Source organism: Aeromonas sp. R9-2 (assembly GCF_040908025.1).
Taxonomy (GTDB): domain Bacteria; phylum Pseudomonadota; class Gammaproteobacteria; order Enterobacterales; family Aeromonadaceae; genus Aeromonas; species Aeromonas veronii.
In genome coordinates this window covers 40,202-60,265 of the sequence record NZ_JBFOCX010000016.1, presented here as the reverse complement: position 1 = coordinate 60,265, position 20,064 = coordinate 40,202, and the positions used below count along the sequence as shown (strand labels likewise).

At 60.1% G+C, this 20,064-nt stretch carries 18 protein-coding genes and 1 tRNA gene; 12 read left to right on the top strand and 7 right to left on the bottom strand.

Going from position 1 to position 20,064, the window contains the following annotated elements; all coding sequences use genetic code 11:
* Positions 1-9 precede the first annotated feature (9 nt).
* The 3 genes from arcC (at position 10) to AB5Y71_RS05070 (ending at position 3,550) form a co-directional block, all read left to right on the top strand.
* Entirely contained in the window at positions 10-936 is a 927-nt protein-coding gene (gene arcC, locus AB5Y71_RS05080; protein WP_005339719.1) for a carbamate kinase, read from the top strand.
* A gap of 79 nt (positions 937-1,015) precedes the next feature.
* Entirely contained in the window at positions 1,016-2,020 is a 1,005-nt protein-coding gene (argF, locus tag AB5Y71_RS05075; RefSeq protein WP_021231476.1) for an ornithine carbamoyltransferase, read from the top strand.
* Positions 2,021-2,143: 123 nt separating this feature from the next.
* The gene (locus AB5Y71_RS05070) at positions 2,144-3,550 is read left to right on the top strand and encodes a YfcC family protein (protein WP_005339725.1); all 1,407 of its coding nucleotides are present in this window, start codon (positions 2,144-2,146) and stop codon (positions 3,548-3,550) included.
* Positions 3,551-3,682: 132 nt separating this feature from the next.
* On the opposite strand, the gene AB5Y71_RS05065 is transcribed toward AB5Y71_RS05070, so the two are convergent.
* From AB5Y71_RS05065 to AB5Y71_RS05050, 4 genes are all read right to left on the bottom strand, one after another.
* Positions 3,683-4,174: an arginine repressor gene (locus AB5Y71_RS05065; RefSeq protein ID WP_005339728.1), complete on the bottom strand. Its 492-nt coding sequence runs from the start codon at positions 4,172-4,174 to the stop codon at positions 3,683-3,685.
* A 200-nt stretch (positions 4,175-4,374) separates the two neighbouring features.
* Positions 4,375-4,839 carry an aspartate carbamoyltransferase regulatory subunit gene (gene pyrI, locus AB5Y71_RS05060; RefSeq protein WP_005339730.1) on the bottom strand — a complete coding sequence of 155 codons (465 nt, stop codon included), beginning with the start codon at positions 4,837-4,839 and terminating at the stop codon, positions 4,375-4,377.
* 15 nt (positions 4,840-4,854) lie between these two features.
* Positions 4,855-5,775, bottom strand: a complete 921-nt coding sequence (gene pyrB, locus AB5Y71_RS05055) for an aspartate carbamoyltransferase (protein ID WP_005339735.1) — start codon at positions 5,773-5,775, stop codon at positions 4,855-4,857.
* A gap of 273 nt (positions 5,776-6,048) precedes the next feature.
* Complete coding sequence (locus AB5Y71_RS05050) at positions 6,049-6,591, bottom strand: hypothetical protein (RefSeq protein WP_368171129.1); 543 nt, start codon at positions 6,589-6,591, stop codon at positions 6,049-6,051.
* A gap of 201 nt (positions 6,592-6,792) precedes the next feature.
* Here AB5Y71_RS05050 and AB5Y71_RS05045 point away from each other — a divergent pair.
* Positions 6,793-6,869 (top strand) — tRNA-Trp (locus AB5Y71_RS05045).
* A gap of 145 nt (positions 6,870-7,014) precedes the next feature.
* Here AB5Y71_RS05045 and AB5Y71_RS05040 read toward each other — a convergent pair.
* Positions 7,015-7,887 carry a LysR family transcriptional regulator gene (locus AB5Y71_RS05040; protein ID WP_108542290.1) on the bottom strand — a complete coding sequence of 291 codons (873 nt, stop codon included), beginning with the start codon at positions 7,885-7,887 and terminating at the stop codon, positions 7,015-7,017.
* A 100-nt stretch (positions 7,888-7,987) separates the two neighbouring features.
* Between AB5Y71_RS05040 and AB5Y71_RS05035 the strand changes: the two genes are divergently transcribed.
* Together AB5Y71_RS05035 and AB5Y71_RS05030 are read left to right on the top strand one after the other, a co-directional pair.
* Positions 7,988-8,485: a lactoylglutathione lyase family protein gene (locus AB5Y71_RS05035; protein WP_368171128.1), complete on the top strand. Its 498-nt coding sequence runs from the start codon at positions 7,988-7,990 to the stop codon at positions 8,483-8,485.
* A gap of 207 nt (positions 8,486-8,692) precedes the next feature.
* On the top strand, positions 8,693-10,585 hold the full coding sequence (locus AB5Y71_RS05030; RefSeq protein ID WP_005357549.1) for a methyl-accepting chemotaxis protein: 1,893 nt from the start codon (positions 8,693-8,695) through the stop codon (positions 10,583-10,585).
* 65 nt (positions 10,586-10,650) lie between these two features.
* Here the strand turns inward: AB5Y71_RS05030 and AB5Y71_RS05025 are convergent, their stop codons facing one another.
* Positions 10,651-11,163, bottom strand: a complete 513-nt coding sequence (locus AB5Y71_RS05025; protein WP_368171127.1) for a lipocalin family protein — start codon at positions 11,161-11,163, stop codon at positions 10,651-10,653.
* A gap of 17 nt (positions 11,164-11,180) precedes the next feature.
* Positions 11,181-12,083, bottom strand: coding sequence for an AraC family transcriptional regulator (locus AB5Y71_RS05020; protein ID WP_139444352.1), 903 nt, complete (start codon positions 12,081-12,083; stop codon positions 11,181-11,183).
* Between the two features lie 157 nt (positions 12,084-12,240).
* Here AB5Y71_RS05020 and yqhD point away from each other — a divergent pair, with 157 nt between their 5' ends.
* The 6 genes from yqhD (at position 12,241) to AB5Y71_RS04990 (ending at position 19,951) form a co-directional block, all read left to right on the top strand.
* On the top strand, positions 12,241-13,404 hold the full coding sequence (gene yqhD / locus AB5Y71_RS05015) for an alcohol dehydrogenase (protein ID WP_058058975.1): 1,164 nt from the start codon (positions 12,241-12,243) through the stop codon (positions 13,402-13,404).
* A 507-nt stretch (positions 13,405-13,911) separates the two neighbouring features.
* Positions 13,912-15,438 carry a Re/Si-specific NAD(P)(+) transhydrogenase subunit alpha gene (gene pntA / locus AB5Y71_RS05010; RefSeq protein WP_113740331.1) on the top strand — a complete coding sequence of 509 codons (1,527 nt, stop codon included), beginning with the start codon at positions 13,912-13,914 and terminating at the stop codon, positions 15,436-15,438.
* Between the two features lie 11 nt (positions 15,439-15,449).
* A complete protein-coding gene (pntB, locus tag AB5Y71_RS05005; protein WP_069526987.1) occupies positions 15,450-16,934 on the top strand; it encodes a Re/Si-specific NAD(P)(+) transhydrogenase subunit beta in 1,485 nt (494 codons plus the stop codon).
* Positions 16,935-17,032: 98 nt separating this feature from the next.
* Positions 17,033-17,812, top strand: coding sequence for a substrate-binding periplasmic protein (locus tag AB5Y71_RS05000; protein ID WP_368171126.1), 780 nt, complete (start codon positions 17,033-17,035; stop codon positions 17,810-17,812).
* A gap of 147 nt (positions 17,813-17,959) precedes the next feature.
* Positions 17,960-18,628 (top strand): transcriptional regulator, encoded by a 669-nt coding sequence (locus AB5Y71_RS04995; RefSeq protein WP_005357564.1) that lies wholly within the window; start codon positions 17,960-17,962, stop codon positions 18,626-18,628.
* A 21-nt stretch (positions 18,629-18,649) separates the two neighbouring features.
* Positions 18,650-19,951, top strand: a complete 1,302-nt coding sequence (locus AB5Y71_RS04990) for a serine dehydratase subunit alpha family protein (protein WP_179214497.1) — start codon at positions 18,650-18,652, stop codon at positions 19,949-19,951.
* The last annotated feature ends 113 nt before the right edge of the window (positions 19,952-20,064 follow it).

The following is a 20,064-nucleotide window of genomic DNA, read 5'->3' as shown; positions in this document are numbered from 1 at the left end:
TTAACCACTATGAAAAAACCAACTGTCGTCGTCGCTCTGGGTGGCAATGCACTGCTCCGTCGTGGTGAGCCACTGGAAGCGGATATCCAGCGCAAGAACATCGCCACAGCCGCCAAGACTATCGCCCTGATTGCTCAGGAGTACAACGTGGTGCTGGTGCATGGCAACGGTCCGCAAGTCGGTCTGCTGGCCCTGCAAAACAGCGCCTACACCAAGGTATCCCCCTATCCGCTGGATGTGCTGGGTGCCGAGTCCCAGGGCATGATCGGCTACATGCTGATCCAAGAGCTGAAAAACCTGATGCCGAGCCGCAACGTCACCGCGCTGCTGACTCAGGTGCAGGTCGATCCCAAGGATCCGGCATTCGCCAACCCGACCAAATTTATCGGCCCCGTCTACGAAGAGGCTGAAGCGCGCACCCTGGCAGAAGAGAAGCACTGGGTGGTCAAGGCTGACGGCAAGTTCTTCCGCCGCGTAGTGCCATCCCCGCTGCCCCAGCGCATCGTCGAAGGCGACGCCATCGAAACCCTGATTGCCCAGGGCCACCTCATCATCTGTACCGGTGGTGGCGGCATCCCTGTGACCTGGGATGGCCAGAGCCTGACCGGTATCGAAGCCGTCATCGACAAGGACATGTCTGCCGCCTATCTGGCCAAGCAGATCAAGGCCGACGCCCTGCTGATCCTGACCGACGCCGATGCCGTCTATCTGGATTGGGGCAAACCGACCCAGCGTCCGCTGCGAGTCACCAGCCCGGACGAGCTGGCCGGGGTCAAGTTCGATGCAGGTTCCATGGGGCCGAAAGTCGAAGCCTCCTGTGAATTTGTCAAAGCGACCGGCGGCATGGTCGGCATCGGCTCGCTGGAAGATGGCCTCGCCATCCTCAAGGGTGAAGCCGGCACCAATATCGTCGCCACCCGCACCGTACATGCGTAATTACCGATATCTGTACTGAGAATGCGTAGTCAACACTACTGCCCGAACTGGTCTGAAACATATATAGAGAGAACTCATCATGGCTTTTAATCTGCGTAACCGTAACTTCCTGAAACTGCTGGACTTCACCCCGCGCGAAATCCAATACATGATCGACCTGGCCATCGACCTGAAGAAAGCCAAATACGGTGGCTACGAGCGCAAGCATCTGGTCGGCAAGAACATCGCCCTGATTTTCGAGAAGACCTCCACCCGCACCCGCTGTGCGTTTGAAGTAGCGGCCTTCGACCAGGGCGCGCAGGTCTCCTACCTTGGCCCAAGCGGTTCCCAAATCGGTCACAAGGAGTCCATGAAGGACACCGCCCGTGTACTGGGTCGCATGTATGACGGTATCGAATACCGCGGCTACGGTCAGGAGATCGTGGAAGAGCTGGGCGCCTACGCCGGTGTCCCGGTCTGGAACGGCCTGACCAACGAATTCCACCCGACCCAGATCCTGGCCGACTTCATGACCATGCTGGAGCACGGCAAGGGCAAGCGTCTGGATCAAATCAAGTTCGCCTACCTGGGTGATGCCCGCAACAACATGGGTAACTCCCTGATGGTCGGCGCCGCCAAAATGGGCATGGACATCCGTCTGGTCGCGCCGAAAGCCTTCTGGCCGGAAGAGGAGTTGGTTGCCAAGTGCCGCCAGATCGCCGAAGAGACCGGCGCACGCATCACCCTGACCGAAGATGTGAAAGAGGGCGTGCTGGGTGCGGACTTCCTCTACACCGACGTCTGGGTATCCATGGGGGAAGCGAAAGAAGCCTGGGATCAGCGCGTCAAACTGATGACCCCGTATCAGGTCAACATGGATGTCATCAATGCCACCAAGAACCCGGATGTGAAGTTCATGCACTGCCTGCCCGCGTTCCACAACGACGAGACCACCATGGGCAAGGAAGTGGCTGACAAATATGGCATGAAAGGCCTGGAAGTGACCGAGGACGTGTTCGAATCCGAGCACAGCATCGTGTTCGACGAGGCCGAAAACCGGATGCACACCATCAAGGCAGTGATGGTTGCTACGCTGGGCGACTAAGGTCGCAGTAGTGGTGCCGGGGGGCGACCCCCGGCTTTTCGACCATGTGACAGCGGCATAATACCTCTAACCCTACAACCCGCAGCCTGCATGGATACCACACCCACAGAAGGAAGCTGGACCATGACCAAATTCAAGTTCCCGTCAGCCTACACGATACTGTTTGTGCTGATCGCCCTGGTGGCCGCCCTGAGCTGGATAGTGCCGGCCGGCAAATATGAAATGACCATGAACGAAGCCCTCGGCAAAGAAGTGCCGGTGGCGGGTACCTACAAACTGGTGGAGGGGAATCCCCAGGGGATCGTCGACGTGCTGCTGGCACCTATCGATGGCCTCTACAACCACGACACCTATGAGGCTGGCGCCATCGACGTCTCCCTCTTTATCCTGATCATCGGTGGTTTTCTTGGCATTGTGACCAAGACAGGTGCCATCGATGCCGGTATTGAACGTGTTACCGACCGCCTGCGCGGCCGGGAAGAGTGGATGATCCCGATCCTGATGGCGCTGTTCGCCGCAGGCGGGACCATCTACGGCATGGCCGAAGAGTCGCTGCCGTTCTACACCCTGCTGGTGCCGGTGATGATGGCCGCCCGCTTCGACCCTGTGGTCGCCGCGGCAACCGTATTGCTGGGTGCCGGTATCGGTACTCTCGGTTCCACCATCAACCCGTTTGCCACCGTGATTGCCGCCAACGCGGCCGGTATCTCCTTCACCGACGGTATCTGGCTGCGCGTCGCCATGCTGGTCGCCGGTTGGCTGCTCTGCGTTGCCTACGTCATGCGTTACGCCAAGATGGTGCGCAGCGATCCGAGCAAATCCCTGGTAGCTGACAAGTGGGAAGAGAACCGTGCCCACTTCCTTGGCAACAAGAGCGACCAGATGCTGGAGTTCACCCTGACCCGTAAAATCGTGCTGGGTATCTTCGTCGCCGCCTTTGCCGTGATGATCTACGGTGTGGCCGTGCTGGGCTGGTGGATGGCGCAGATCTCCGGCGTCTTCCTGGCTGCCGCCATCATCGTTGGTCTCATCTCCCGCATGAGCGAAGAGGAGCTGACCTCCAACTTTATCGACGGTGCCCGCGACCTGCTGGGTGTGGCGCTGATCATCGGTATCGCCCGCGGTATCGTGGTAGTGATGGATAACGGCATGATCACTCACACCATTTTGCACAGTGCAGAAGGGATCGTGACCGGCCTCTCCACCATCGTCTTTATCAACGTGATGTTCGTGCTGGAAGTGGTGCTCTCCTTCCTGGTGCCGTCCTCCTCCGGTCTGGCCGTACTGACCATGCCGATCATGGCGCCGCTGGCCGACTTCGCCAACGTGGGCCGCGATCTGGTGGTGACTGCTTACCAGTCTGCCTCCGGTCTGGTGAACCTGGTGACCCCGACCTCCGCCGTGGTCATGGGCGGTCTGGCCATCGCCAAGGTGCCTTATGTGCGCTGGCTGAAGTGGGTGGCTCCGTTGCTCGGTATCCTGACCGTGCTGATCGTGGTCTGCCTGAGCCTGGGCGCCGTGCTCTCCTGAGGGATGACAAGCAAGATGAAGCGGGAGCCTGCGGGCTCCCGTTTTTTATAGGCGCAAGAAGTGATGGACACAAAGTAGCAAGCAACAAAAAGGCGACCCGCGGGTCGCCTCAGTGCATTTGGGGGAGAGAGCTTAGCGGGCCTGCGCCAGCGTGCGCACCACGGCGGCATGGGCCTGACGGGTGCGGCTGATATGGCGCGGCGCGACCAGCACCACGTCATTGCCCGCGACGGCGCCCATGATCTCGGGATTGGCGTTGCGATCCAGCAGGCGGGCCACCACGGTGGCGGCCCCCGGAGTGGTGTGGATCAGCACCATCTGCTGGTTGTGTACCACTTCGCGCACCATGTCGTGGATCGAGCGGGTGCTGCCGGCGGGCTCCAGCTGCTCATCGACCAGGGTGTAGACCTTCTTGCCGTTGGCATTCTGTGCCTTGGCAACGCCGAGACGGCGCAGCAGGCGGGAGATGGTGGACTGGCTGATGTCGGCAAAGCCGCGCTCCGACAGCTCGCGGCGGATCTCTTCCTGGGTGCTGTAACAGTGCTGACCGATGATCTGGCGACAGGCATCCAGCTGGGCCAGATCGGGCTCTTGGGCAACGGGACGACTGAGGGTTTTGACCACGACGAATTCCTTTGATGATGACCGGAGGTAAACGCGCGATATCTGCCATAGCAGTCAGTTATCAGGCAAAAACACTGATAATCCATCTATATGCAGGGAATGAGCGGGCATTACCATCTTGCGATGGCAAATTATAGCTGACTGGAAATTCGGTGATGTGACAGGGTTCAAAAATGGGCCCCGCGGGGCCCAATCAGATATCAGTAACGCTCGCTGACGATGTCCTGAGTGAAGGACTTCTCGCAATATTTGCACTTCATCCGCACCACGCCTTTCACTTCGCGCACCCGGAAGTAGCTGTCAACCGGCTCGTTATGGGAGATGCAGTTGGAGTTGGGGCAGTGGAACACCCCGGCGATGAACTCCGGCAGCTCCAGCTGGTGCTTCTTCACCACATTGAAGTCTTCGATGATGTTGACGGTCGCTTTCGGGGCGAACAGCGCCAGCTGGTTGGCTTGCTGTTCGGTCAGACGGGTGTTCTCAATCTTGATGAGATCCTTCTTGCCCAGCGCACCGGATTTCAGGTTGAAGCCGACGGTGATCCGCTCCTGGGTTTCGACCAGCTGGAATAGCTTGAGGATCTTGATGCCCTGGCCAGCGGGGATGTGATCGATGACGGAGCCGTGACGGATGGCTTCGACTTGCAGTTGGTTCTTGTCAGACATGATATTCCCCTAAGCTCAGACAGTTTCGTTCAGTACCAGTGCCAGCAGCGCCTGGCGTGCATAGACCCCGTTCTCCGCCTGCTGGAAGTAGCAAGCGTGGGGAGTCTTGTCGACCGCTACATCGATCTCGTCGACGCGGGGCAGGGGATGCAGGATCTTCATGGTGGGCTTGGCCCCTTCCAGAGTCGCCAGCTCCAGAATGAACTTGGCAGCCATGTGCTTATATTCAGTCTCGTCGAAGCGCTCTTTCTGGACGCGGGTCATGTAGAGGATGTCCAGCTCCGGCATCACCTCTTCCATGGTCTGGTGGACGCTGAACTGGATGCCCTTCTCTTCCAGCTCTTCGCAGATGTAGTCCGGCATCGCCAGCGCTTCCGGGGAGATGAAGAAGAAGCGGCAGTTGAACAGGCTGAGGGCCTGGGCCAGCGAGTGCACGGTGCGGCCATATTTCAGGTCACCGACGAAGGCGACGTTGAGGTTGTCCAGACGGCCCTGGGTCTCATGGATGGTGAACAGGTCGAGCAGGGTCTGGCTCGGATGCTGGTTGGAGCCGTCGCCGCCGTTGATGACCGGCACGCGGGAGAACTCGGAGGCCAGACGGGCCGCGCCCTCTTTCGGGTGGCGCATCACCACCGCATCCGAGTAGGAGCCGATGATCTTGATGGAGTCAGCCAGCGTCTCGCCCTTCTTGGCGCTGGTGTTGCCACCGTCGGCGAAGCCGATGATGTTGCCGCCAAGGCGCTGTACCGCGGTCTCGAACGAGAGGCGGGTGCGGGTGGAGGCTTCGAAGAAGCAGCTGGCAACCAGCTTGTCTTTCAACAGGCTGGTGTCAGGTTCAGCCTTCAACCGTTGTGCGGTTGAGACTACCAGTTCCATTTCTGACCGGGTCAGGTCCGAAATGGAGATGACATGTTTCTTATAGAGTGGATTGGTCATCGTCTGCATTCCCTTTGACATCATTGGAGGTTTTTCGGGCACAAAAAAAGCCCCTGAAACAGGGGCTTTTTTTAAAAATAACTGGGGATCTTTGGGGTGGGAACCGGAAACAACGGGGCCGCTCTGGTGCGCACCACCCGTCTGCAAGGCTGTTTTCTGAATCAAAAACTGCATCGTTTCGTCCCGACCTTTTTCAAAACCGGACAGATTATAGGGCCGCTTTTTTAATTGTCAAAATTTTATTTCCGATGCCAATTTCAGTATGAAAAACGTTTAAGTGGCGGAAACATGACGACAAATCCACACTCTGTGCGTCTCTTGCAGCGATTCCCCATCGCGGGCCATGGCGCGCAAATAACCGAGTCTGTGGTGCCCTTCCAGCAGGCAGTAGGGGCGGGGCAGGGGATGACCGTTCGGGTAGCTGGCCCCCTCCTCCGGCACCAGCACGATGACAGGTTCGGGCCAAGTGCCGTCGCTCAGCATCTTCTCGCCGAGCCAGGAGCGGCGGACATAACGGTTGCTGCGCAGCATCTCGCCCCAGCGCTCGATCACCTCCATATGGCGGGAGTCCACCTGCTCTACCAGTTGCGCGGTGGGCCAGCTTTCACAGGTGAACTGATGGCTGGCGAGATCGATAAAGCTCCAGTTGGACTCAAAACCGCGCCAATGGCGGTAAATCCACTGTGAGAGCACATTTTCAGGAATAAAGGGCACCAGCGGCGCGACCCGTTCAAGATAGGCGGGCAGGGGCTCTGTTTTGCGTTCATCCCTGAAGTTGAGGGGCGCCAGTTGTTGGAGCAGTCGGTAATTGAGCATAAGTGGCCTCCCGGTACCTGATTTCACCCTACCCCCATTTATGTCCTATTCCTACCCCGGCAGGGCTGCAAATACAGCAAGTTATCCCGCTTTGCTGCACAAACAAGCGCGACTTGTTCGGGATTTGTGCAATCGCATTAAAAGTGTGAAAAAAGCCTTTACCTTTGAAACCCGCTTTGTATACTACGCCTCGTTTGTTGCAGGGGCGTAGTTCCAATTGGTAGAACAGCGGTCTCCAAAACCGATGGTTGCGGGTTCGAGTCCTGCCGCCCCTGCCATTTTCAGAAAGGCCAGCTCATTGAGCTGGCCTTTCGCATTTCCGGCGTTCGCCAATTTATCCCTCTCTCCTTTCTCTTTTTCTTCTTGCCGTTAGCCCCCCGGTGACTGTGGCCACATTGATCTCGATGTCTGCCGCAAGAGCGTTCAGTGTGCTGCAACCCGCTGTTTCAGGACGGTGACCAGCCGCTGGTGGCGGGCGGGGAGTGGCCACTCGGCGCGGTAGATCAGCCAGAGGGTGTCGATCACTTCAATGCTGCTTTGGATCACCCGGATCTTCTCCTGTTGGGCAAAGGCGGTGACGGCGAAGCGGGGCAGCACGGTAAAACCGAGGCCGCGGGCGACCGGCTCCAGGATCAGGCCGATCTGGTTGGTAAAGCCGCGCTGCGGGATCTCGTCAACGCGCTGGCCGGGGTAGCGTCGTCCCAACAGGCGTTGTGCCATGCTGCGGCCATCCGGGTGGTCGATAAAGCCGAGCTGACAGAGGTGCTGCCAGCTCTGCTCCTCGCCATCGTTGGGCACCACCAGGCAGAGGGGTTCGCGGGCGAAGGGCTCGGCGGCGATGCTGGGGTGTTCAGGCGGCTGATCCACCAGTCCCAGATCGCTGCGCCCCGCCAGTACCGCCTGCACTATGTCGGGGGTGGGGGCAAAGCGGTGCTGGATGGTGAGTCCGGGGTGCTCTTGTTGCTGGTCGAGCAGCAGGGGATAGAGCAGCAGACCAATGCTGCCCGGGGTGGACAGGGTGATGGCGCCGCGGTGAGGGTCATCGTCCGAGAGGCGCGCCCGCAGCTGTTCGGCGGCCTGCGCCTGCTGGCGGGCGAAGTCGAGCAGTACCAGCCCGCGCGGAGTGAGCTCCAGCTGACGGGGCTTGCGCAGCAGCAGAGGGCCAAATTCGGCCTCGAGACGCGAGATATGCTGACTGACGGCGGCCTGGGTGAGATCCAGCCGCTCGGCGGCGCGGGTAAAGCTGCCGGTTTCATGCACCACCACCAGGGTATGGAGCCAGAGTGGATTAACCATAAATTTAATTTATGCATTCCATTAGTTTGACCTTATTTTTCATTATGTTGCCCCTTCCTATCATGTCACCTGTTTCCCACACACAATTTCAAGGTGACGTATGACCTATCCACGCAACTTCTCCCACATCGGCATCACGGTGACTGACCTCGACAAAGCGGTCGAGTTCTATACCATGGTGATGGGCTGGTATCTCATCATGCCGGCCACCACCATCACCGAGGATGACTCTGCCATCGGCGTGATGTGTAACGACGTGTTTGGCCCGGGTTGGGGCTCCTTCCGCATCGCCCACCTCTCCACCGGCGACAAGATTGGCATCGAGCTGTTCGAGTTCCCCAACAGCGAGCAGCGCGAAAACAACTTCGAATTCTGGAAGACCGGAGTGTTCCACTTCAGTGTGCAGGATCCGGATGTCGAGGGGCTGGCGGCGCGCATCGTCGCGGCGGGCGGCAAGCAGCGGATGCCGGTGCGCGAGTACTACCCGGGCGAGAAGCCCTACCGCATGGTCTACATGGAAGATCCCTTCGGCAATATCGTCGAGATCTATAGCCACAGCTATGAGCTAACCTACTCCGCCGGTGCATATCAGGGGTAGGTGACAGGCCGCCTTCGGGCGGCCTGCTGCTTTGTTGTTACAAGAGTCAGTAGCATGGAATAGCGATCTGGTTCACACGAATAGCGCGTTCTGTTGTTGATAGATGGGAAAATATACAGATTCACTAAAGTCTGTTCATATTGCGGCCGATAGCCTTTGATACATCAGGGTTTTCCCTGCCTGACACAACAACAAGGATTCGTCATCATGACCCTCTCTCTGCGCGGCAAGCTGCTGGCCACCAGTCTTGGCGTAGTGCTGCTGATGGCATCACTGCTCGGCATCGTTGCCTTTCACACCCTAAAATCCCGCACCATGAGCGCCATCCAGAGCGAGGCGGTCAACTATGGCCACGCCTACTCGGTCGCCATCGGCGAATGGATGACGGATCGCAAGAACACCGTCCATGCGCTGGTCAATCTGATCAGCGATAACCCCCAAGCCGAGCTGGTGCCGCACCTGAAGCAGGCCTACACCTCCGGCGGCTTCGGCCTCACCTATTTTGGCTCCGCGCAGGGGGTGATGACCCGGCAGGACCCCTCCCTCAACACCGGCAACTATGACCCGCGCGAGCGCCCCTGGTATCAGGATGCGGTGAAAGCGGGTCAGCTGATCGTCACTGCCCCCTATGTCAGCGTCACCATGCAGAAGCTGGTGGTCACCCTCTCCGAGCCGGTACGCCATCAGGGTGAGCTGGTCGGTGCCGTGGGGGCCAACTTGGCGCTCGACAAGCTGATCGACGAAGTGCTGGCGATGAAGGTGCAGGGTGAGGGCTACGCCATGCTGCTCGACAGCAGCGGCCTCATCGTCGGCCATCCGCAGAAGGATTTGGCGCTCAAGCCCATCGCCGAGCTGGCGCCGGGACTCTCGGCCGCCACCTTCCAGCAGTGGGGCCGCGAAAACAGCGAGCTGCACGCCGCCACCCTCGACGGGCGGGATGTGCTGCTGGCGGTACAACCGGTACCGGGCACCGACTGGCTGCTGGCCATGGTGATGTATCGCGATGTGCTGGAGGCGCCGCTCAGCAGCCTGCTGTGGGAGCTGGTGGGGCTGACCCTGGTGCTGATGCTGGTGTTCAGTGCCCTGCTCACTGCCACCTTCAAATACCTGTTCGCCGATCTCGGTCGGGTCGCGCACGCCCTGCACGACATTGCCCACGGCGAGGGGGATCTCACCGTTCACATCAACACCCACAGCAAGGATGAGGTGGGCCAGCTGGCCCAGAACTTCAACCAGTTTGTGGCGCGGCTGCACGGTATCGTCAGCCGGTTGCGGGATGTGACCGTCGAGCTGGCGGCACAGTCCCGTGCCCAGGCGGCCGGGGCGCAGGCTCGCAGTCAGCGGGTGCGCCAGCAGCAGGACGAGATCGTGATGGTGGCGACCGCGGTGACCGAGATGGCTTCCGCTACCCAGGAGATCGCCGGCAACGCCGAGTTTGCCGCCACCACCGCCACCGATGCGGTCGCACTGGCGGTCGCCGGTCAATCCCAGGTTGGCCAGAGTCAGCGCAGCATTACCGGTTTGGCGGACGAAGTGGCCGATGCCAGCCAAATCATCAATGAGCTCGACAGCCATGCTCAGAAGATCAGCGGCATTCTGGCGACCATCAGCGGCATCGCCGAGCAGACCAACCTGCTGGCGCTCAACGCCGCCATCGAGGCGGCCCGGGCCGGTGAGCAGGGCCGTGGTTTTGCGGTGGTGGCAGACGAGGTGCGGGTGCTGTCACGCCGTACCCACGACTCCACCGACGAGATCCAGCAGATGATCGAAACCCTGCAGCAGACCACCCGTCGCGCCGTGGGTGGCATGGAGACCAGCCGTCAGCTGGCGGGTACCAGCGTCGAGGATGCGGAAGCGGCCAACCAGAGCCTTGCCCGGATCAACGAGGCGATCGGCTCCATCAGCGACATGGCGACCCAGATCGCCGCAGCGGCCGAGGAGCAGACTTCGGTGACCGGCGAGATCAGCCGCAATACCGAGAATATCCGCCACGTCTCGCAAGAGCTGGCCGAGCAGGCGGGCAACGAGGCGGCGCAGGCGGCGGAACTCAAGTCGCTGACCGAGCGGCTCGAGCAGGAGATCGGCCGTTTCCGGCTCTGACATCCCGCCACGCCAGCAACAGAAAGGGCAGCCCGCGGGCTGCCCTTTGTTATTTTACGGCTGGCTTAAGGGGTCTGCTTGACCCAAATCAGCTGGTCGGTGGCAAAGCCCAGCAACTTCGCTTTGGCGACCAGCGCATCCACCTTCGCCTTGGGCGGGTTGGGTGAGCGGGAGAGGATCCAGAGGTAGTCGTGGTTGTAGCTGGTCACCAGCGAGAGCTGGTAATCGGGGTCGAGGTCGATGACGTTGTAGCCACCGTAGAAGGGGCCGAAGAAGCTCACCTTGAGCCGTGCCTCGTCAGGGCTACCGACGAAGTAGGCCTTGCCCTCGGCTTCGCGCCAGCTGCCATCGCTCTGCTTGCCGCGGTTGAGCACCTTGACGCCGCCATCATCCCGCAGGCTGTAGGTGGCGCTCACCTGCTCCAGCCCCCGCTCGAAGCTGTGGTCGAGGCGGGCAATCTCATACCAGGTGCCAAGATAACGATCGAGCTGGAAGCCGGTGACGGGGCGAATGCCGTCGGCAATCCCGGTACAGGCCGTCAGCAGTAAAGCGGTGAACAGGCAAAGCAGTGAACGCATAAGTAATCCCTCTCTTGTTATCCCTCGATGATGCGCAACTGACCATCCCGGAAGCGGGAGGCCTGATCCGTCGGCGTGCTGCCGAAGAAGCGCTTGTACTCCCGGCTGAACTGGGAGTTGCTCTCGTAACCGACTCTGGCCGCCGCGGTGCCCGCCTTGATGCCGTCGTGCAGCATCATCATCCGCGCCTTGTGCAGGCGAAACGACTTGATGTACTGCAGCGGCGAGGTGGCAGTGACCGCCTTGAAGTGGTGGTGAAAGGCGGAGACGCTCATGTTCACCTCCCGCGCCAGCTCCTCCATGGTGAGGTTGTCGGCATAACGGGACTCTATCATACGCAGCACCCGGGCGATCTGGCCCACATGGTTGTGGCGATTGGCGAGCGCCTGCAGCGCCGGGCCGCCCCCCTCGGTGAGGGCGTGGAACAGCATCTCCCGCACCGTCTGCGGTCCCAGCACCCTGGCGTGCAACGGGTTGTCCATCAGCTCGATCAGTCGCTCGGCGGCGCAGAACATGGTTTCCGACAGGGGGACCGAGTGGACGCCGCTCTTTTGTGGCGCGGGGGCGGGCAGGGCATCGCCCAGCTCCAGCAGCAGCTCTTGCAGGGTGACCAGATCGATCTCGATGGTAAAACCGATAAGCGGCTGCTCGGGGGAGGCGAAGCACTCGCACTCGCAGGGCAGCGGCAGGGTCATCAGCAGATAGTGGTTGGGGTCGTAGCGAAACACCTGATCCGCCAGATAACCCACCTTGTGTCCCTGCAGGATAACGATCATCCGCGGTTGGTAGAGCACCGGGGTGCGGCCATGGTGCTCGGTGGTATAGATGAGGCTGACCTGTTTCACCGGTGATGGGGTGATGCCGGGGGCGGTGACGTGGCGGGTCAATCTGGTTGCGAGGTCGCTGTAACGGTTTTGCATGGGCGCTCTTTGATTCGACAGTTCCGGTTTTCGCTGCTTTGTAGAAATAGGCAAGAATCAAGCAGGATGTTGTCTTGATGGTAGGGTGGTTCTGGAGAAAAATGCAATCACGATTTCGCGGCCAGGCCGCCCTGACTATCAGAAGAAGGCAATGTCGATGAACAACTTTACTCTCCATACCCCGACCAAAATCCTGTTCGGCCAAGGGCAGATCGCCCAGTTGCGCGAGCAGCTCCCGAGCGATGCCCGCGTCATGATCACCTATGGCGGCGGCAGCGTGGTACGCAGCGGCCTGCTGGAGCAGATCCGCAACGAGCTGGCTGGCATGACCCTGTTTGAATTTGGCGGCATCGAGCCGAATCCGGCCTACGAGACCCTGATGGGGGCTGTGGAGCTGGCCCGTGCCGAGCGGGTCGACTTCCTGCTCGCCGTTGGCGGTGGTTCCGTGCTCGATGGCACCAAGTTTATCGCCGCTGCCGCGCACTACGATCCGGCCAAGGATCCCTGGCACATTCTCGAGACCGTCGGCAGCGAAGTGCGTTCCGCCATCCCGCTCGGCTCAGTGCTGACCCTGCCGGCGACCGGTTCCGAAATGAACATGGGCGCCGTCATCACCCGTCGCAGCAGTGGCGACAAGGTGCACTTCTTCTCGCCGTTCGTGATGCCGCGCTTCGCCGTGCTCGATCCGGTGCTCACCTACACCCTGCCCGAGCGTCAGGTGGCGAACGGAGTGGTGGATGCCTTTGTTCACATCGTGGAGCAGTACCTCACCTATCCGGTCAACGCCAAGGTGCAGGATCGCTTCGCCGAAGGCTTGCTGCTGACCCTGATCGAAGAGGGCCCCAAGGCGCTGGCCGAGCCGCACAACTACGAGGTGCGCGCCAACATCATGTGGAGCGCCACCATGGCATTGAACGGTCTGATTGGTGCCGGTGTACCACAGGACTGGGCCACCCACATGCTGGGCCACGAGCTGACTGCCCTGCACGGCCTCGACCACGCCCAGACTCTGGCAGTGGTGCTGCCCGCCCTGCTGCAGGCCAAGCGCAAACAGAAGCATGCCAAGCTGCTGCAATATGCAGAGCGGGTGTGGGGCTTGAACAGCGGCAGCGAAGCGGAGCGCATCGACGATGCCATCGCCGCGACCCGCGACTTCTTCGAGCGGATGGGGGTCAAGACCCGACTGCGCGACTACGGTCTGAAAGATCTGGGTATCGACACCCTGATCGGCAAGCTGGGTGAGCACGGAATGACTGCCATCGGCGAGCACCGCGATATCGATCTGGTGCAGAGCCAGCATATTTATGAAGCGGCCTGGTAAGGGCCGCCAATCGGTGCCAAACGGGCGAAACGATTGAATTGCCGGGGCCCTCTCCCGCCTTCTGGCGGCTGAGTGGCCCCGCTTTTGTTGGGAAAATGTTACTTTTCGGCGTTTCGCTGCGAGAAGTGAGACGAAAGCGGATTTCGTAAGAACAAAAAACGCTAAGATAGAGGGCCGGTAAAACATTTTTTTTGACTGGTTGGATCACTTTTTTCAGCCGTTTTTACTGGTATAAGCCTCTAATTTGGTTTGTTTTTTTTAATCGTAGCCAGGGATGGGCTGAATTCTGTACGAGTGCCGTCGGGACTGCGGTTGTAATAAAACTCCAAAATTTGATACTAATCACCTTCGCGCCTGAAAAGCGGGTGCCTGACCATGACAGGAGGTTGAGGTAAAGCCTACTGATTTTCATAACAAAGAGCCCTGGACCTGCACTTTGGTCATGTCTTGTTTCGTCAGAAGTGAGACACTGGGCAGCGATTGTTTATTAACCATCAGGGAATAGTCATGCAGATTGGAATACCGAGAGAGAGTCTCGCCGGTGAGACCCGGGTCGCAGCGACCCCGGCTACCGTCGAGCAGCTGAAAAAGCTCGGCTTCGAGGTCGCCATCGAGACCGGCGCAGGCCTGTCGGCCAGCTTCGATGATGCCGCCTTCGAGGCTGCCGGTGCCAGCGTGGTGCCGAATGTCTGGCAAGCCGACCTTATCTTCAAGGTCAATGCGCCGACCGATGCCGAGATCGCACAAATTAAAGATGGCGCCACTCTGGTGAGCTTCATCTGGCCTGCCCAGAACCCTGAGCTGGTCAAGAAGCTGTCCGAGCGCAACATCAATGTGATGGCGATGGATATGGTGCCGCGGATCTCCCGTGCCCAGTCCCTCGATGCCCTCTCCTCCATGGCCAACATCGGTGGCTATCGCGCCGTGGTGGAAGCTGCGCACCAGTTCGGTCGCTTCTTCACCGGTCAAATCACCGCAGCCGGTAAAGTGCCGCCTGCCAAGGTACTGGTGATCGGTGCCGGTGTTGCCGGTCTGGCCGCCATCGGTACTGCCGGTTCCCTCGGTGCCATCGTGCGTGCCTTCGATACCCGTCTGGAAGTGGCCGAGCAGATCGAATCCATGGGTGGGGAATTCCTCAAGCTGGACTTCGGTGGCGAAGACGGCGCATCCAGCGATGGTTACGCCAAAGTCATGTCCGATGAGTTCATCAAGGCCGAGATGGAGCTGTTCGCCCAGCAGGCCAAAGAGGTGGACATCATCATCACCACCGCCCTGATCCCGGGCAAGCCGGCTCCCAAGCTGATCACCAAAGAGATGGTCGACAGCATGAAGCCGGGCTCCGTCATCGTGGACATGGCCGCTCAGGCTGGCGGCAACTGTGAATACACAGTGCCGGGTGAGCTGCATGTCACCGCCAACGGCGTCAAGGTGATCGGTTACACCGATCTGCCGGGTCGTCTGCCTGCCCAATCCTCCCAGCTCTACGGTACCAACCTGGTCAACCTGATGAAGCTGATGTGCAAGGAGAAGGACGGCAACGTTGCCATCGACTTCGAAGACGTGGTTCAGCGCAACATGACGGTGATCCAGGCCGGTGAAGTGACCTTCCCGCCGCCCGCCATCTCCGTCTCTGCTGCCCCGCAGAAACCGGCCGCCGCCAAACCGGCCGCCAAGAAGGAAGAGGCCAAGCCCTCCAACAAGAAGTTCGTGTTCGGTGCCCTCGGCATCGCCGCCTTCGGCTGGATCGCCTCCGTTGCCCCGGCAGCCTTCCTCTCCCACTTCACCGTATTCATCCTGGCCTGTGTGGTCGGTTACTACGTGGTGTGGAACGTCTCTCACGCCCTGCACACGCCGCTGATGTCGGTCACCAATGCCATCTCCGGCATTATCGTGGTCGGTGCCCTGCTGCAGATCGGGCAAGGGTCGACCCTGGTCACCGCGCTGGCGTTCGTCGCCGTGCTGATTGCCAGTATCAACATCTTCGGCGGCTTCACCGTCACTCAGCGCATGCTGAAGATGTTCCGTAAGGATTAAGGGGGTTTAACGTGTCTCAAGGACTGGTAACAGCATCCTATATCGTTGCCGCCGTGCTCTTCATCCTCAGTCTCGCGGGACTGTCGAAGCAAGAAACGGCCAAGCATGGCAACCTGTTCGGTATCGCGGGTATGGCTATCGCCCTGCTCGCCACCGTATTCAACCCGGAGACCAGTGGCGTTCACTGGATCATTCTGGCCATGGTGATCGGTGGTGCCATCGGCGTGCGTCTGGCACTCAAGGTCGAGATGACCGAGATGCCCGAGCTGGTGGCCGTGCTGCACAGCTTCGTGGGTATGGCAGCGGTGCTGGTGGGCTTCAACAGCTTCATCGATCTGCACCCCTCTGCCCCTGCTGAGGTGGTCGTCTCCGTCGGTTCCAACCTGGATGCCACCCTGGCAGCCGCCCGTGCGGCGTTCGAGCAGGCCAACAGCGTCGCCCAGGTCGAGCACCTGACCGGCGCCATGCTGAACATCCACCTGGTCGAGATCTTCCTGGGCGTCTTCATCGGTGCCGTAACCTTCACCGGTTCCGTGGTTGCCTTCGGCAAACTGCGTGGTCTCATCTCCTCCAAGCCGCTGATGCTGCCGCATCGCCACAAGCTGAACCTGCTGGCCGTGGTCGCTTCTCTGGCACTGATGGTCTACTTCGTCAACGCGGGCGGTTCTACCTTCGCCCTGCTGGTGATGACCCTGATCGCCTTCGCCTTCGGCTGGCATCTGGTTGCCTCCATCGGTGGCGCCGACATGCCGGTGGTGGTCTCCATGCTCAACTCCTACTCCGGTTGGGCGGCAGCGGCGGCGGGCTTTATGCTTTCCAACGACCTGCTGATCGTCACCGGCGCTCTGGTAGGTTCCTCCGGTGCCATCCTCTCTTACATCATGTGCAAGGCGATGAACCGCTCCTTCATCTCCGTGATCGCCGGTGGCTTCGGCTCCGACGGCGTAGCCTCCACGGCTGATCAGGAGATGGGCGAATACCGCGAAACCAGCGCCGAGGAAGTTGCTGACCTGCTGAAGAACTCCAGCTCCGTCATCATCACCCCGGGCTACGGCATGGCGGTGGCTCAGGCCCAGTATCCGGTGGCTGAAATCACCCAGAAGCTGCGTGATCGTGGCGTCAAGGTGCGCTTCGGTATCCACCCGGTTGCCGGTCGTCTGCCTGGCCACATGAACGTGCTGCTGGCGGAGGCGAAAGTGCCGTATGACATCGTGCTGGAAATGGACGAGATCAACGAAGACTTCGCCGATACCGATACCGTGCTGGTGATCGGTGCCAACGACACCGTCAACCCGGCCGCGATGGAAGATCCGGGCAGCCCGATCGCCGGTATGCCGGTACTGGAAGTGTGGAAAGCGCAGAACGTCATCGGCTTCAAGCGCTCCATGAACACTGGTTACGCCGGTGTCCAGAACCCGCTGTTCTTCAAGGAAAATACCCAGATGCTGTTTGGCGATGCCAAGGCCAGCGTCGAAGCAATCCTGAAAGCACTGTAAGTGCCATTCAGAGAGTGGATATCAAGGAGGCTTCGGCCTCCTTTTTTATTGCTCATCCCTTGTATATCCTCAATCCATACGGGCCATGAGGGATCTCCATGATGTGGTGTCAGGGTTGGCGAAGGATCGGGTTGTTCGGCTGGCTGCTGGCCTCCCTGTTTGGTGCTGGTTCGGCCGTGGCGGCGGACGAGCCGCCGACTCTGACGCTGCTGACCGAACTGTGGCCCCCTTATGTGATGCGTGGTGACAATGGCGAGCTGGCCGGTGCCGATCTCGATCTGGCCTGTACCGTGTTGCGCCAGATGGGTTATCGCACCGAAATCAGGGTGCTGCCCTGGAAGCGGGTTCTGCAGCAGGCCCGTCTCAAGCAGGGGGATGCGGTAGTCGACGTCTTCTTTGAACCTTCCCGCCAGCACTGGCTTCACTACCCCGAAGAGCCGCTCTCTTACAGCGGCGAAGTGCTCTTCTATCCATCGGCTCGTCCGGTGGATTTCAGGCAGCTCTCCGACCTCAAGGGTCTGCGGATAGGTATTCAGGAAGATTATGCCTACAGCCCCGATTTTCTGACCGATCCCGGGGTGATCCGGATGCCGATGACGGGGGAGGGGAATGCCATCAAACAGCTGCATCTGATGATGGCCGGTCGGCTGGACGGGGTGGTGCTCAACGAGCGGGTCGGTCGCTACTTGCTGCACACTCAGGGGTTGCAGGATCAGGTGAACCACGGCTCGCGCCTGCTGACAGACGACAACCGCAACTTTCTCGCGTTTACCCACAAGCCCGGCCACGACCAGCTGGCTATCCGTTTCTCCTCTGCCCTCAAGGCGTTCAAACAGACCCCCGCTTACAAGCAGCTGCTGGCTCGCTATCACCTCTGAGTTGCCGCCCTGCTGTGCGCCGCTTCACAATTTGTCGCACTTTGTTAAAAGGTGGGCATAATGGCGAACAAAAAGGGGATGCCGCTCAACATTAGTTGATCTTGTTGATAATAGAATCAACTGCGGTTTACTCAGAGTTACTCATATATGTCCACAGCAGCCACCACTGACCAGATCAATTCGTTAACGGATGAAGAACGTCATCTGATCGCCAGTTTCGAGCCCGCGGTCGAGGCGCTGGCCGCGCTGTTTGGCGCAGGGTGCGAGGTGGTGTTGCATGCGTTCGATACGCTGGATGCGTCGGTCATCAAGATTGCCAACGGCCATGTCACCGGTCGTCGGGAGGGGGCGCCGGTCACCGACTTTGCCCTCAACCGCTTGCAGGGGGAGGCGGGCAGCCAGTGGAGCAGCTACTTCAGCCGTACCCGCGACGGGACGCTGATGAAGTCCTCCTCCATCACTATCAGCAACCGGCAGGGCAAGCCCATCGGCATGCTCTGCGTGAACTTCAGTCTGGATACCTCCCTTGGCAGCCTGCTCGATACCTTTGCGCTGCCCGCGGCACCGGCGCCGCTCAACAACGAGACCTTTGCCAGCTCGGTGGACGATCTGGTGACTCAGGTGATTGAGAAGGTGGATCGGGATGATTCGCTCTCCTGTACGGTGCGCAACAAGGAGATAGTGACCCGGCTCTTCGACATGGGGATCTTCGAGATCAAGGAGGCGGCCCAGCTGGTTGCCCGGATGCTCGGCATCTCCCGTCATACTGTTTATCTGCATATCCGCAATCACAAGGCGGATCTGAACAAGCAATAACTGCCTGCGGGCACCCTGAACATGAGAAACACTGCGATGAAAGCACAATGGACCGACTTTATTACCCTGCTCAAGCGTGAAGTGGTGCCGGCCCTGGGCTGCACCGAGCCGATGTCGGTGGCGCTGGCGGCGGCCAACTGCCGCAAGCTGCTGGGGGAGACTCCGACCCGCATCAGCGTCTGGGTCAGTGGCAATCTGTTCAAGAACGGCATGGGAGTCGGGGTGCCGGGCACCGGCATGATCGGTCTGCCGGTGGCCGCTGCGGTCGGCATCACCGGCGGCAATCCCGATGCCGGGCTGGAGGTGCTCAAGACCCTTACACCAGAACAGGTGGAAGCGGCCAAGACGTTGCTGCCGGTCATCAAGGTGGATGTGAAGGATGTGCCGGACGTGCTCTACGCCGAGGTGCTGGCCGAAGTGGAGAGCCATAGCGCCCGGGTGGTGATCTGCACCGACCACACCCGTATCATCCTGATGGAGAAGGATGGCGAGGTGCTGATGGAGCAGGCCAGTGCCCCCGGCGTGCAGATCCAGCCAGCCAAATCCGCCAAACCGGCCATGACCCTGCGGGAGATCGTCGATTTTGCATTGGAAGTGCCGCTGGCGGAGATCGACTTTATCCGCGAGGCCGCCACCATGAATCAGGCGCTGGCGGACGAAGGGTTGCAGGGTTACGGCTTGAAGATCGGCAAGATCCTCACCGAACAGGTGGAGCGCAAGCTGCTCTCCGATGACCTGATGACCCTAGCGATGCGCCTCTCCTCTGCTGCCTCCGATGCACGGATGGATGGCGCCATGCTGCCCGCCATGTCCAACTCCGGTTCCGGCAATCAGGGCATTGCCGCCACCATGCCAGTGGTCGCGGCCGCCCGCTTCCTCAAGGCGAGCGACGAGCAGCTGACCAGGGCGCTGGTGATGAGCCATCTGGTGGCCATCTACATCAAGACCTATCAGAACAAGCTGTCGGCCCTCTGCGCCGCCAGTACCGCCGCCATGGGTGCCGGTGCCGCCATCACCTGGCTGCTGGGCGGCCAGTATCAGCAGATCAGCCACTGCATCAACAACATGATTGGCGATGTCTCCGGCATCATCTGCGACGGCGCGGGCAGCGCCTGCTCCATGAAGGTCTCCACCTCCACCTCGGCGGCGGTTAAGTCTTCGCTGATGGCCATCAACAACCTGCATGTCCCCCAGAGCGAGGGGATCGTCTCCGATGATGTGGACCAGACAATCGCCAATCTGGGCCGCCTCTCCAAAGAGGGGATGCTGGATACCGACATCGAAATCATCAACATCATGCGAGCGAAACAGCAGAAGCAGTGAATCTGTGACAAGGGGGCGATAGACCCCCTTGTTCTTGTCACGACGGCGCAGACCGTCTGACACGGTTGCCAGGGCAAGCATGGCGCTTGCTCTTGTTTCTCGGGCGCAAGCCC

Excerpts from the sequence above, each read along its gene's own strand:
- arcC (WP_005339719.1), top strand. The coding sequence starts at position 10 with ATGAAAAAACCAACTGTCGTCGTCGCTCTGGGTGGCAATGCACTGCTC.
- AB5Y71_RS05000 (WP_368171126.1), top strand. The coding sequence starts at position 17,033 with ATGATGTGGTGTCAGGGTTGGCGAAGGATCGGGTTGTTCGGCTGGCTG.
- argF (WP_021231476.1), top strand. The coding sequence starts at position 1,016 with ATGGCTTTTAATCTGCGTAACCGTAACTTCCTGAAACTGCTGGACTTC.
- AB5Y71_RS05025 (WP_368171127.1), bottom strand. The coding sequence starts at position 11,163 with ATGCGTTCACTGCTTTGCCTGTTCACCGCTTTACTGCTGACGGCCTGT.
- AB5Y71_RS05030 (WP_005357549.1), top strand. The coding sequence starts at position 8,693 with ATGACCCTCTCTCTGCGCGGCAAGCTGCTGGCCACCAGTCTTGGCGTA.
- AB5Y71_RS05035 (WP_368171128.1), top strand. The coding sequence starts at position 7,988 with ATGACCTATCCACGCAACTTCTCCCACATCGGCATCACGGTGACTGAC.
- pyrI (WP_005339730.1), bottom strand. The coding sequence starts at position 4,839 with ATGTCTGACAAGAACCAACTGCAAGTCGAAGCCATCCGTCACGGCTCC.
- AB5Y71_RS04995 (WP_005357564.1), top strand. The coding sequence starts at position 17,960 with ATGTCCACAGCAGCCACCACTGACCAGATCAATTCGTTAACGGATGAA.
- AB5Y71_RS05020 (WP_139444352.1), bottom strand. The coding sequence starts at position 12,083 with ATGCAAAACCGTTACAGCGACCTCGCAACCAGATTGACCCGCCACGTC.
- AB5Y71_RS05050 (WP_368171129.1), bottom strand. The coding sequence starts at position 6,591 with ATGCTCAATTACCGACTGCTCCAACAACTGGCGCCCCTCAACTTCAGG.
- yqhD (WP_058058975.1), top strand. The coding sequence starts at position 12,241 with ATGAACAACTTTACTCTCCATACCCCGACCAAAATCCTGTTCGGCCAA.
- pntA (WP_113740331.1), top strand. The coding sequence starts at position 13,912 with ATGCAGATTGGAATACCGAGAGAGAGTCTCGCCGGTGAGACCCGGGTC.
- pyrB (WP_005339735.1), bottom strand. The coding sequence starts at position 5,775 with ATGACCAATCCACTCTATAAGAAACATGTCATCTCCATTTCGGACCTG.
- AB5Y71_RS05040 (WP_108542290.1), bottom strand. The coding sequence starts at position 7,887 with ATGGTTAATCCACTCTGGCTCCATACCCTGGTGGTGGTGCATGAAACC.
- AB5Y71_RS05070 (WP_005339725.1), top strand. The coding sequence starts at position 2,144 with ATGACCAAATTCAAGTTCCCGTCAGCCTACACGATACTGTTTGTGCTG.
- AB5Y71_RS04990 (WP_179214497.1), top strand. The coding sequence starts at position 18,650 with ATGAGAAACACTGCGATGAAAGCACAATGGACCGACTTTATTACCCTG.